Annotated in this window: 12 protein-coding genes; 4 read left to right on the forward strand and 8 right to left on the reverse strand. The window is 68.9% G+C overall.

All coding sequences use genetic code 11. From position 1 onward, the window contains the following. Window positions 1-159 precede the first annotated feature (159 nt). The 3 genes from ACYVIO_RS29350 to ACYVIO_RS29360 are packed head-to-tail and all read right to left on the reverse strand — an operon-like array spanning window position 160 to window position 1,564. Window positions 160-441 carry a PH domain-containing protein gene (locus ACYVIO_RS29350; protein ID WP_460654631.1) on the reverse strand — a complete coding sequence of 94 codons (282 nt, stop codon included), beginning with the start codon at window positions 439-441 and terminating at the stop codon, window positions 160-162. A gap of 56 nt (window positions 442-497) precedes the next feature. Further along, a complete protein-coding gene (locus tag ACYVIO_RS29355) occupies window positions 498-1,061 on the reverse strand; it encodes a peptide deformylase (protein WP_344180473.1) in 564 nt (187 codons plus the stop codon). After that, window positions 1,058-1,564 carry a glycine cleavage system transcriptional repressor gene (locus tag ACYVIO_RS29360; RefSeq protein ID WP_460654150.1) on the reverse strand — a complete coding sequence of 169 codons (507 nt, stop codon included), beginning with the start codon at window positions 1,562-1,564 and terminating at the stop codon, window positions 1,058-1,060. Before ACYVIO_RS29360 ends, ACYVIO_RS29355 begins: the two co-directional genes overlap by 4 nt. A 207-nt stretch (window positions 1,565-1,771) precedes the next feature. Here ACYVIO_RS29360 and ACYVIO_RS29365 point away from each other — a divergent pair, with 207 nt between their 5' ends. From ACYVIO_RS29365 to ACYVIO_RS29375, 3 genes are all read left to right on the forward strand, one after another. After that, the gene (locus ACYVIO_RS29365) at window positions 1,772-2,899 is read left to right on the forward strand and encodes a sensor histidine kinase (RefSeq protein WP_460654151.1); all 1,128 of its coding nucleotides are present in this window, start codon (window positions 1,772-1,774) and stop codon (window positions 2,897-2,899) included. 52 nt (window positions 2,900-2,951) lie between these two features. Further along, window positions 2,952-3,617: a response regulator gene (locus tag ACYVIO_RS29370; protein WP_460654152.1), complete on the forward strand. Its 666-nt coding sequence runs from the start codon at window positions 2,952-2,954 to the stop codon at window positions 3,615-3,617. 64 nt (window positions 3,618-3,681) lie between these two features. Further along, entirely contained in the window at window positions 3,682-6,120 is a 2,439-nt protein-coding gene (locus tag ACYVIO_RS29375) for a GH92 family glycosyl hydrolase (protein ID WP_460654153.1), read from the forward strand. Here the strand turns inward: ACYVIO_RS29375 and ACYVIO_RS29380 are convergent. The 4 genes from ACYVIO_RS29380 to ACYVIO_RS29395 form a co-directional block, all read right to left on the reverse strand. Then, window positions 6,117-7,424 (reverse strand): NAD(P)/FAD-dependent oxidoreductase, encoded by a 1,308-nt coding sequence (locus tag ACYVIO_RS29380; RefSeq protein WP_460654154.1) that lies wholly within the window; start codon window positions 7,422-7,424, stop codon window positions 6,117-6,119. The two genes, ACYVIO_RS29375 and ACYVIO_RS29380, sit on opposite strands and share 4 nt — an antisense overlap. A gap of 188 nt (window positions 7,425-7,612) precedes the next feature. Next, window positions 7,613-8,443: a uracil-DNA glycosylase gene (locus ACYVIO_RS29385; RefSeq protein ID WP_460654155.1), complete on the reverse strand. Its 831-nt coding sequence runs from the start codon at window positions 8,441-8,443 to the stop codon at window positions 7,613-7,615. Window positions 8,444-8,461: 18 nt separating this feature from the next. Then, window positions 8,462-9,013 (reverse strand): hypothetical protein, encoded by a 552-nt coding sequence (locus ACYVIO_RS29390; RefSeq protein WP_460654156.1) that lies wholly within the window; start codon window positions 9,011-9,013, stop codon window positions 8,462-8,464. Between the two features lie 4 nt (window positions 9,014-9,017). After that, window positions 9,018-10,451 (reverse strand): MFS transporter, encoded by a 1,434-nt coding sequence (locus ACYVIO_RS29395; RefSeq protein ID WP_460654157.1) that lies wholly within the window; start codon window positions 10,449-10,451, stop codon window positions 9,018-9,020. Between the two features lie 54 nt (window positions 10,452-10,505). Here ACYVIO_RS29395 and ACYVIO_RS29400 point away from each other — a divergent pair, with 54 nt between their 5' ends. Further along, window positions 10,506-11,075 carry a TetR/AcrR family transcriptional regulator gene (locus tag ACYVIO_RS29400; protein WP_460654158.1) on the forward strand — a complete coding sequence of 190 codons (570 nt, stop codon included), beginning with the start codon at window positions 10,506-10,508 and terminating at the stop codon, window positions 11,073-11,075. Between the two features lie 2 nt (window positions 11,076-11,077). Here ACYVIO_RS29400 and ACYVIO_RS29405 read toward each other — a convergent pair whose 3' ends face one another. Then, window positions 11,078-11,353, reverse strand: coding sequence for a DUF167 domain-containing protein (locus ACYVIO_RS29405; RefSeq protein WP_460654159.1), 276 nt, complete (start codon window positions 11,351-11,353; stop codon window positions 11,078-11,080). Window positions 11,354-11,389 lie beyond the last annotated feature (36 nt).

Genomic DNA, 11,389 nt, shown 5'->3' on the forward strand with positions numbered 1-11,389 from the left:
CGGTCCCTCCTGGACTGCTGAGGGCGGCATTCTCGTCAACGAGCCCCGGGGATGTCGAGAGCGGCGCGGTACGCGTTCATTCGATTGACCTGGCGACGCACTCGGCGATTGGAGCCGCGGAAGGAGTAGCCGCTGAGCCAGTTGAAGAGTTCCCCGTCGTCATCGGGAAGAACGCCGGGGGCTAGCTTGACTGCAGGAACGCTGGTTTCGCCGACGCTGTTGGCGCTCTGGAGCACCTCGAAGCCCAGCGACCTGGTCCCACGCGTAGTGGTGATCGACGAAGAAGCCTCGGACGGTCACTCGTTCAGGCGTCAACACGGCGCCCAGCCGCCAGACCCGCCACAGCACCAGTACGCCGTACAAGCCCCAGGAGCCCAGCTGCACGCGGTCGTCAGTGATCCCGGCCTCGGACCAGATCGCGATCAGGACAACCGTGCCCATGCCACCAATGACGAGCAGGATCACGAAGCCCCACGTCCAGGCTCTGAGGACCACGGCTAGAGATAGACCTTCCGCGGGTAGATCGCGTGTGCCCCGGCCACCCGGTCCAGGAACAGCGCCCCGTTGCAGTGGTCGATCTCGTGCTGCAGAGCCCGTGCCTCGAAAGCGTCGGTCGACAAGGTCACGACATCAGAGGTCCCCGGCAGCACCCCCGAAACAGTTAGCCGCGTCGCGCGCTTGACGTCGCCCGTGAGATCCGGGACGGACATGCACCCCTCCCGCGCCTTCTCGCGCCGGCTTGCCTCGACGACGACCGCGTTGCACAGCACGAAAACGCCGTGGCACGTCCGCGTCTTCGCGTGCCCGGTGACATCCAGCGCGAACATCTGCGCCGCCACTCCGACCTGCGGCGCCGCAAGCCCGACGCACCCAGGCGAAACCCGCATCGTCGCCACGAGATCGGCGGCCAGGGCAACCATCACCGGATCGAGCGGATCGACGACAGCACCCTCGAGAGCCAGCACCGGATGCGGCGCCCGGACGACCTCCAGTACGTCGCCCGCCAGGCCGAGCTGCGCCGGGGACCAGGCCGCGAGGGTCTGGTTCAGATGACCGATCACAGATCGTCGCTCTCGGCAGGGTGCAACGTGACTCCGACGCCCAGTTCCTCCGCCGTGATCTCCAGCGCCCGCATCAGCATCGGCAGTTCCGCCGACGGCGGGATCTCGACCTCGGCGGTGAGCACGTACAGCTCCCCGCTCAGCCTCGTCGTCAGATCGGTCACCGTCCCGCCCACCGAGGCGATCATCCGCGTCACCGCGGACACGATCCCGGGCCGATCGGCTCCGTGCACGCTCAGCAGGTACGGCGCGCCGAGCGGCGCGTGCGCGGTCTCCGGCCCCATCTCCCGCACCGTGATCACCAGCTCGCCCCGCAGCGGCTCGAGCGCCTCCTTGACCGGTGCGAACGGCCCGCTGCAGACGATCATCATCGCGAAATGCCCGCGCAGGAGCGTCATCGTGGAGTCCTCGAGGTTCACCCCGACCTGGGCGAGCACCTCGGTGACGTCGGCGATGATGCCCGGGCGATCGGGCCCGATGACGGTGACAGCGAGCTGGGTCATGGGGCCTCCCGGCCTGGACTGAGGAGTGGAGGGAGCGAAGCGACTGGAGTGACGAGGGAAGGCCGGGAGGCCCCCGCGCCGGGGGCGCGGCATTGGTAGAGCATGCCGGAACCGTACCCAACCGAAAGTCTCGACCTTGCCCGACTTCGGTATCCGGACCGCGCGATCACGCCGTACGGCGGCCGCCCGCTCGCTATCGTCGAGGCTGTGGACCAGTCGCTCAGTCGCAAGCGCAGCGCCCGCGACTGGGTCGTGGACTCCGTCGCGTTCCTCCTCGCGATCCTGGTCGGGCTGATCCTGTACGACGAGAACTCCGCCGACCGGATCCCGGAATGGCTGTTCGCGGCGGACTTCGTGAGCGGGATCGCGCTGTGCCTGCTGCTGTGGTTCCGCCGGCGCTGGCCGATCCAGCTGGCGGTGCTGTCCGCGGTCGTGACGATCTACTCCGAGACCGGGGGGATCGCGGCCCTCATCTTCGCGATGACCGTGGCCGTCTACTTCCAGCTCCGGGTGACGCTGCTGATCGGCGCGCTCAACGTCGTCAGCGTGATCGTCTACTCCTTCGTCCGCGAGACCACGGACCCCGCCATCCTGGTGTACGCCACCGCGCTCCCGCTGTACGGCGCGGCAGTCGGCTGGGGCTCCTACATCCGGTCCCGCCGCCAGCTCCTGCAGACCCTGCGGGAGCGCGCCGAGCGGGCCGAGAGCGTCGCCCGGCTCGAGGCCGAGCAGGGCCAGCTCCGGGCCCGTGAGGAGATCGCCCGCGAGATGCACGACGTACTCGGGCACCGCCTGTCGCTGCTCAGCGTGCACGCCGGCGCGCTCGCGTACCGGCCCGATGCGTCGACCGAGGAAATCGCTGGGGCCGCGGAGATCATCCGGTCGAGCGCGCATCAGGCGTTGCAGGACCTGCGCGAAGTGATCGGCGTACTGCGGGCGCCCGTCGGCGAGCTGCCGCAGCCGACGTTCGGCGATCTGCCGGTGCTGGTCGAGGGCGCGCAGCGGGCCGGCGTACCGGTGGAATTGGAGCTGGATGCGCCGGGTTCGCTGCCCGAACACGTCGGCCGTACGGCGTACCGGATCGTTCAGGAAGGGCTGACCAACGCGATGAAGCACGCCCCCGACGAGCCGGTCCGGATCCGCGTGGTCGGGGCCCCGGGCAACGGCCTGACCGTTGACGTGAGCAACCCCGCGCCGAAGGTCCGGCCCGGCGATCAGGGCCAGGGCCTCAAGGGTTTGCGCGAACGTGCTGCACTGGTCGAGGGACGACTTGAGCACGGCAGGACGCCAGAAGGCGACTTCCGGCTCTCTGCCTGGTTACCGTGGCCCTCATGACCGCACTCTCGGCGACGCGCCTGGTGCTCGACAACTCCGGCCGGGAGGCCTCGTGACCATCCGGGTGGTGATCGTCGACGACGATCCGTTGCTGCGTGCCGGCCTCAAGATGATGCTGGGCGGCGCGCCGGACATCCGCGTGGTCGCCGAGGCGGACGACGGCGCCGGCGTCCAGGCGCTGATCGACCGCGAGTCGCCGGACGTCGTCCTGATGGACATCCGGATGCCCGGGATCGACGGCCTGACCGCGACCGAGTCGGTCCGGTCCCGGCCGGGCGCGCCGGAGATCGTCATCCTGACCACGTTCGACGCCGACGAGCACGTACTGCGCGCGCTCCGCGCGGGCGCGGCCGGGTTCATCCTCAAGGACACTCCCCCGGGCGAGATCGTCGAGTCCGTACGCCGGGTCGCGAACGGCCAGCCGGTGCTCTCACCGGCGGTGACCAAGCGGCTGATCAGCCGGGTCGCGTCGTCGGGCCAGGACCTGCGCAAGAACCGCGCGGCGACCCGCCTGGAGGGGCTCAACGACCGCGAACGGGAGATCGCGGTCGCGGTCGGCGAGGGCAAGTCGAACGCCGAGATCAGCGCGACGCTGTACCTGAGCGTCCCGACGGTCAAGACGCACGTGTCCCGGATCCTGACCAAGCTCGACCTGAACAACCGGGTCCAGATCGCGCTGCTCGTGCACGACGCCGGTTTCCTGGACGACAGCCGCTGATCACCCGTACGTCACTGTCGCGGTTTAGCCTGAGGGAGTCCGTCCGCCCCACGGAAGGTTTCCCATGCGCCGCGTCGTCGCCGCCGTCACCGGTCTGGCCCTGCTCCTGCCCGCACTCCCGGCCCAGGCCCGGCCCCCTTTGGAGCCTCAGCCGTCGGCGGCAATCCCGCAGCCGGCGGTCGGGACCACCAGCGCGACCCACGCCGCCGGCGCATTCGGCGCGACCGGCCGCTTCGATCCCGCCGCCTCCGTCGACCCGCTGATCGGCTCGGCCCGCGACGGCAATACCTGGCCGGGCGCGGTCCGCCCGTTCGGGATGATCTCGTGGAGCCCGACCAGCACCCGCGGCGACCAGACCAGCACCGGCGCCGCGAACGGCTACCAGTACGACACCACGCGCGTTCGCGGCTTCAGCCTGACCCACGTCAACGGTGCCGGCTGCAACCCGGGCGCGGCCGGCGACGTACCGATCCTCCCGTACGCCGGTGAGGTCGACTCGTCTCCGACGGCGGACACGAAGGACGCCAAGTACGCGAGCAACTTCAGCCACGCGAACGAGAAGGCCGTCCCCGGCCGCTACACGGTGAAGCTCGACAACGGCGTACAGACCGATCTCGCCGTGACGACCCGCGCCGGCCTCGGCGATTTCACCTTCCCTGAAGGCCAAGCCGCCAACCTGCTCTTCCGTACGTCGAACTCGCTGAACGGCAGCGAGGACGCCGAGATCACCATCGACGCCAAGCACCGCAAGGTCACCGGCTCGGTGCTGACCGGCGCGTTCTGCGGCCGCCGCGCGAACGGCGGTATCAACAACCGGAAGACCTACTACCGCCTGTACTTCACCGCGTCCTTCGACCAGCCGATCGTTGCCAACGGCACCTGGAAGGACAGCACGCTGACGCCGGGCAGCACCCACACCACCGGCGGCGAGGGCTACGCGACCGGCGCGGACCGCGCGGGTCGCGGTTCCGGCGGGTACGTCACCTTCAAGCCCGGTGCCAAGGTCCGGACGCGGATCGGCATCTCGTACGTGAGCCTGGCCGGTGCCGAGCGCAACCTCGCGACCGAGCTCCAGCCGCGCGCGACCGTCGACAAGGTCGCCGCCGACGGCTATCGCGCGTGGAACCAGCAGCTCCAGGACGTCAAGATCACCGGCGGCACCGACGCCCAGCGGACCACCTTCTACACCGCGCTCTACCACGCGTACCTGCAGCCGAACATCTTCAACGACGTCGACGGCCGCTACCTCGGCACCGACCAGCAGATCCACCGGCTCGCGCGCGGCCAGAAGGCGCAGTACGGCACGTTCTCCGGCTGGGACCAGTACCGCGCACACATCCAACTGCTCGCGCTGCTGAAGCCGGACATCGCGGGTGACTTCGCGCAGTCGATGTTTCAGTTTGCCCAGCAGAACAACGGCATCTGGGACCGCTGGCTGCACAACAACGGCGCGACCCACGTGATGACCGGCGACCCGGCCGCGCCGACGCTCGCGACCTTCGCGGCGATGGGCGTGCGCAACTTCGATGCCCGCGGCGCCTATGCATCCCTGTTGCACCAGGCAACCGTGCAGAACGCCGAGGCCGAGAACGATGGCGGTTGCCCCGGGCAATGCACCGGGCAACGACCGGCGCTGGACACGTACCTGGCCAAGCACTACGCGCCGCAGGACGCCTGCCACTGCTGGGGCGGCGCCGCCGAGACGCTCGAGAACTCGCTCGCCGACTTCTCACTGGGCCAGTGGGCTCAGCGGCTGGGCCAACCGGCCGCCGCGCTGAAGGACCGCGGTACGTGGTGGAAGAACACCTTCGACCCGGCCGTCGGCTACCAGCGCGCTCGACTGAGCGACGGCTCCTGGCAGCCCGGCTTCACCCCGTCGACGGACGTCGGCTTCGCGCAGGGCTCCAGCGCGACGTACACGTGGATGGTCCCGCAGGACGTGGCCGGCCTGGCCGCCGCGATGAACGGTGCTGCTCCCGCCCGATTGGATGCCTTCTTCCACGACGAGGCCGGCAACTGGGCGGTCAAGGGCGGCAGCGCGCTGCGCTACGACCCGACGAACGAGCCCGGCCTGCACGCGCCGTGGCTCTACAACGGGCTCGGCGAGGCATGGAAGACGCAGGCGACGACGCGCGAGATCGTCGACACCGTGTACGGCGTCGGCCCGTCGGGGCTGCCTGGTAACGACGACCTGGGCACGCTGTCGGCCTGGTACGTGTTCGCCGCGATCGGGCTCTTCCCGCAGACGCCGGGCCGGGCCGAGCTGCTCGTCGGCAGCCCGCTGTTCCCGAAGGTGGAGATCAAGCGCAGCAACGGCGTACGGCTGACTGTGAACGCGCCGCAGACCTCAGACACCAACCAGTACGTCGAATCGCTGGCCCTCAACGGGCGTCAGCGCTCGGAGTCCTGGCTGCCCGAGTCGTTCATCACGCACGGCGGCCGGATCGACGTACAGCTGGGAGCGGCTCCCACTGCTTGGGGAACCGCTCCCGTCGACCACTAGCTGTTCGTCGCCCGCCGGAACTCCTCGTTCGGCATCTGCAGACTGCCGAGGCTGGTCACCTCGCGCCGGAAGAACAGCGCGAGGGTCCAGTCGAGGATGACGCGGGCCTTGCGGTTGAAGGTGGGGACGCGGGACACGTGGTAGGTCCGGTGCAGGAACCAGGCCGGCCAGCCCTTCACCTTCACGCCGTACAGCTGAGCGACGCCCTTGTGCAGGCCGAGGCTCGCGACCGATCCGACGTACTTGTGCTTGTAGTCCTGCGGCTCCTGGCCGTCGACCACGCGGAGGATGTTGGCCGCGAGGCGGTGCGCCTGCCGTACGGCGTGCTGCGCGTTCGGCGCGCAGTACGCACCGGTCTCCGACGTCAGGTCCGGTACGGCGGCGTTGTCACCGGCTGACCAGGCGTCGTCCAGGCCCTCGATCCGCAGATCGGCGCGGCACTTGACCCGGCCCTTCTCGTCCAGCGGGAAGTCGGTCTTCGCGAGCTGCGGGTTGGCCTTCACACCGGCCGTCCACACGATCGTGTCGGACTCGAACTCCTCGCCGTCGCTCAGGATCACGTGGCCCTTCTCGCAGGACTCCAGCCGCGTCTCGAGCTTGATGTCCATGTTGCGCTTGCGCAGTACGTCGACCGTGTACTGGCCGAGCTCGGGACCGACCTCGGGCAGGATCCGGTTGGTCGCCTCGACGAGCACCCAGCGCATGTCCTCGGGCTGGATGTTGTCGTAGTAGCGGGTGGCGTAGCGGGCCATGTCCTCGAGCTCCGCGAACGCCTCGACCCCGGCGTACCCACCGCCGACGAAGACGAAGGTCAGCGCCGCTTTACGCAGCGCCGGGTCGGGCTGGGACGCGGCCACGTCGAGGCGGTCCAGCACCTTGTTGCGCAGCGCGATCGCCTCTTCGACGTTCTTGAACCCGGTCGCCTCCTCGGCCAGCCCCGGGATCGGCAGCGTCCGCGCGATCGAGCCGAGCGCGACCACGATCTGGTCGTACGCCAACTCGTAGTCCGGGCCCTCCTCGGGCATCACCTTGGCGACCTTGTGCGCGTGGTCGATGGAGGTCACGCGGCCGGTGACCACCCGGCAGCCCTTGAGCGTCTTGCGCAGCGGCACCACGACGTGCCGCGGCTCCACCGAACCGGCCGCCGCCTCGGGCAGGAACGGCTGGTACGTCATCACCGACCGGGGGTCGACCACGGTGACCCGGATCTTGCCCCGCCGGGCGGCCTTGCGCAGGCCGTACGCGGTGTACATCCCGACGTAACCGCCTCCGACGACAAGGATGTGCGGTACCTGGGCTGTCATGTCGCTCACTCTCCCTGAGTGCGAACTCGACTTCATGTCCCCTTCAGGTTACGTGCTCGTGAAAACTTTCACAAACCCCCGGACGGGTGATCTCGCCCACCGGGACTTCACTCCTGAGAGGGACCCATGAGCCTTATTGTGGGCCCAGGAGTGCGCCGCCGGCGGCTCATCTCGCTTACGGCCCGGCATCAGAGCCCTCCGAGCACCTTGGCCCTGGTCAGCACCGCGTCCTGCATCTGCTCGGTCAGCTTCCCGGTGAAGGTGTTCTGCTGACTGGGATGGAAACTCCCCATCACCGTCACCTCGCGGTCGGCGACCGGTACGACGTACTCGACGCCGTGCCCGAACTTCGCCTTCGGCTTGGGGACCGCTGCCCCGAGCCCCTCCAACGCCCCGAGCAGCACGTCGAACCCGAACTTCCCCAGGCAAACGACCACCCGGGTGCTCGGCAACACCAACTCCAACTCCCGCCTGAACCAGGGGTTGCAGGTGTCCCGCTCCTCCGGCGTCGGCTTGTTGGCCGGCGGCGCACACCGCACAGCAGCAATCATCCGAGCCCCTCGAAGCCGCAGCCCGTCCCCCGCATGCTCACTCGTCGACTGATTGGCCAACCCCACCCGGAAGAGCGAAGCAAACAACCAGTCCCCCGACCGATCCCCCGTGAACACCCTGCCCGTCCTGTTGCCCCCGTTGGCCGCCGGCGCCAACCCAGCAATCACAATCCGAGGCTCCTGATCCCCCCACCCCGCAATCGGCCGCCCCCAGTACGGCTGATCAGCAAACGACTTCCGCTTGACCCGAGCCACATCCTCCCGCCACCCCACCAACCGAGGACAAGCACAACAAACGGACACCCGAGCATCCACCTCAGCCAGCCCATCCACCCGAGCCAGCTCCACCACCTCCGCCGGACCGTGCGCCACCGGCGTATCCCCCACGGCGGGATCCTCAGGCCACCCACTCCCAGCCGGCACCGGACTCTCAAACAACTGACCAGTCAAGGGATGCGGAAGCTTCATCTCCTCAGACTAGTGAAGTCACTTCCGTGGGTGGTCGGTCGTGCACCAGACCTCGGCGTCGGCGATGAAGGCTGTGGACATGGGTGCGGAGGTGTCGACCTTCGGTTGGCCAGCGAGTTGAGTGCCGGCGGCTGTGATGGTGCCGGAGAGGCACGGGATCCAGACGGTGGAGAGGATGTTGGGAGTGCCGCCGAGGTCGTACTCGTCGTTGCGGGTTAGGTAGCGCTCGATGGGGGTGGTGATTTCCACCTTGACGTCGTCGGCGACGGCGACGAATCCCTTGGTGAGGTCGAGGGTGAACTCGACCGGAGCGGTCGTGTGCTCCGGGGTGGACCAAGGAATGCCATCGGTGACTGAGGTGAGGTGGCGGTTGAACTCCTCGCCGAGCCAGGCCCCGAGCGAGGCGTCTGGGCCGATGATGCGGGTTCGGTCGGGGGTGCCGAGGACCAGCGCGTGGCCGGGGCCCCGGAGGGACCAATCCACGCGCCAGACCGAGGCGTACGCCGTGGCGCGGCCTGCGTCGTCGTACAGGGTGACGCAGGGGTTCGCGCCCATGAGTCGGAGGGTCATTGCACTACCTAACCAGCTCCTCCAAGAGCGGGTCGGGGGCTGCGGGCTGGGCGCGACGCACGGCAGGGATGGCGAAGGCCAGCAACACGGCTACTGCGGAGAAGGCGGATAGCAGGATGAAGGTGTCGGTGAAGCCTGCTTCTGCTGGCAACCCGGACGGCTGGATGTGGGCGGTGATGATCGAGCTGGCGATCGCGGTGCCGAGGGAGCCGCCGATGGTGCGGATGTTGGCGTTCATGCCGGTGGCGGCGCCGGTTTGTTCTCGGGGGACGTTCTGGACGATGAGGCTGGTCATCGACGCGTAGGCGAGGCCCAGGCCCAGGCCGAAGATGGCGGTGGAGAGGGCTACCTGCCAGGTCGCGTCGTGGAAGGACGCGAAGAGGACCGAGGCGATCAGGCTGAGGAAGGAGCCCCAGATGACTTGGGCTTTGACCGAGAAGCGGGGAGCCATCGGGCCGCTGAGGGAGCCGGCTACGGCCATGGTGACGAGCATGGGGAGCATCAGCAGGCCGGCCTGGGTGACCGTGGAGCCGAAGCCGAAGCCTGCTGCTTTGGGGATCTGAAGGAACTGCGGGACGAAGGCGTAGACCGCGAACATCGCGGCGCCGAAGAGGAGGGCCACCAGGTTGGTGGTCCAGACGGCGGGGATGCGCATCATGCGCATGTCGATCAGCGGGTTCTTGGAGCGCAGCTCGACGGTGATCCAGCCAGCGGCCAGTACGACGGCCGCGGCGAACAGCCCGATGGTCTGGACCGAGGCCCAGCCCCACGAACGGCCCATGCTCAGCGGCAGCAAGAGCGCGATCAGCCAGCTGGACAGGAGCGCGGCGGCCAGCCAGTCGATTCGGCCGGGAACGCGGTTGGGCGACTCCGGCACGTACCGGCGTACAAGAAAGCCCGCGATCGTGACGACGATCAGCGGGATCCAGAACAGCCAGCGCCAGCCGAGCGCCTCGACGATCGGGCCGGCCAGCACGATGCCGAGGCCACCGCCGGCGGCGATGACGGCCGACACGATGCCGACGACTGACGGGACGCGCTCGGCGGGGAACTCGTCGCGGATGATGCCGAACGACAGCGGGAACACCGCGCCGCCGAGACCCTGGATCACGCGAGCGGCGATCAGTACGCCGATGTTGGGCGCGAGCGCGGCGAGCAGACAGCCGACCGCGAGGGCGACCAGCCCGATCAGCAGGGTGCGTTCCTTGCCGACCATGTCGCCGATCCGGCCGAGCAGCGGGGTCGCCACCGAGACCGAGAGGAGCAGGGCCGTGAACACCCAGGTGACGGTGCTCGCCGAGGTGTGCAGGTCGTGTTGCATCACAGGCAGCGCCGGGGTCACCAGCGACTGCAGCATCGAGAACGCGGCCACGACGCTCGCCAGCACCGCCAGCGTCACGCGTGGAGACGTCGTCTTCCGATGGTAAAGTTGAGGCATGCCTCCACTATAACGGAGGTACCCCTCCGTTTCTAGTCGATTAAGGTGATCGAGGTGACTCAGACTCCACGCAGCGGCCTGGCCGCCGCGGTGAAGCGCCCGCAGCGGGCCGACGCGCGCCGCAACTTCGACGCCCTGCTGACCGCCGCCCGCGAAGCCTTCGCCGAGCAGGGCACCGGCGCCTCGCTGGAGGAGATCGCCCGCCGCGCCGGCGTCGGCATCGGCACGCTGTACCGCAACTTCCCCACCCGCCAGGACCTCTTCGAGGCGGTCTACTTCGGCGAGGTCGAAGAGCTGTGCGCCGCCGCCGACGACGTCGCGGAGCTGCCGCCGTGGGAGGCACTGACGACGTGGCTCGCCCGCTTCGTCCAGTACGCCGCGACGAAGCGCGCGATCATCGAGGCGCTCAACCGCGACTCCGAGATGTTCTCGACGGCGCGTGAGGCGATGTACGCCGCCGGGACGCCGCTGTTCGAGCGCGCCCAGGCGGCCGGCGAGGCCCGGACGGACATCGCCTTCGACGACCTGCTCCGCATGGTCAGCGGCCTGACCGCCGCCGGTTTCGTCGACGACGCGCAACGCGAGCGCGTCCTCAAGATCGCGCTGGACGGCGTACACACCTAAAGTCAGCTGAGCAGTTCGTCGAGCCTGGAGCGAAGGTCGGGCTCGGGTCCCTCGATGTCGACCACCTTGTCGCGGCTGGTTGCGCCACGCACAAGAGTCACGGCCGACCGCCGTACGCCGAAAGCCGCGGCAACAGCGAGCAGCACAGCCTTCGTCGCCTGACCCTCCACCGCGCGGGCGGCCACGGCAACGACCAGCGCCGGACCCGCGGGACCGTCGTACAGACCACCGACCAAGGTCCGCGATGCACCCGGCTTGACTCGCAGCAGGACCCTCATGGATAACCAGTCTGACCCAGGAAAGCAGTGGTCTCG

The organism is Kribbella endophytica (assembly GCF_054781295.1).

What these genes read in the sequence shown, in the direction of transcription:
- ACYVIO_RS29380 (WP_460654154.1), bottom strand. Translation starts at nt 7,424, where the DNA reads ATGACAGCCCAGGTACCGCACATCCTTGTCGTCGGAGGCGGTTACGTC.
- ACYVIO_RS29385 (WP_460654155.1), bottom strand. Translation starts at nt 8,443, where the DNA reads ATGAAGCTTCCGCATCCCTTGACTGGTCAGTTGTTTGAGAGTCCGGTG.
- ACYVIO_RS29390 (WP_460654156.1), bottom strand. Translation starts at nt 9,013, where the DNA reads ATGACCCTCCGACTCATGGGCGCGAACCCCTGCGTCACCCTGTACGAC.
- ACYVIO_RS29360 (WP_460654150.1), bottom strand. Translation starts at nt 1,564, where the DNA reads ATGACCCAGCTCGCTGTCACCGTCATCGGGCCCGATCGCCCGGGCATC.
- ACYVIO_RS29395 (WP_460654157.1), bottom strand. Translation starts at nt 10,451, where the DNA reads ATGCCTCAACTTTACCATCGGAAGACGACGTCTCCACGCGTGACGCTG.
- ACYVIO_RS29405 (WP_460654159.1), bottom strand. Translation starts at nt 11,353, where the DNA reads ATGAGGGTCCTGCTGCGAGTCAAGCCGGGTGCATCGCGGACCTTGGTC.
- ACYVIO_RS29350 (WP_460654631.1), bottom strand. Translation starts at nt 441, where the DNA reads ATGGGCACGGTTGTCCTGATCGCGATCTGGTCCGAGGCCGGGATCACT.
- ACYVIO_RS29375 (WP_460654153.1), top strand. Translation starts at nt 3,682, where the DNA reads ATGCGCCGCGTCGTCGCCGCCGTCACCGGTCTGGCCCTGCTCCTGCCC.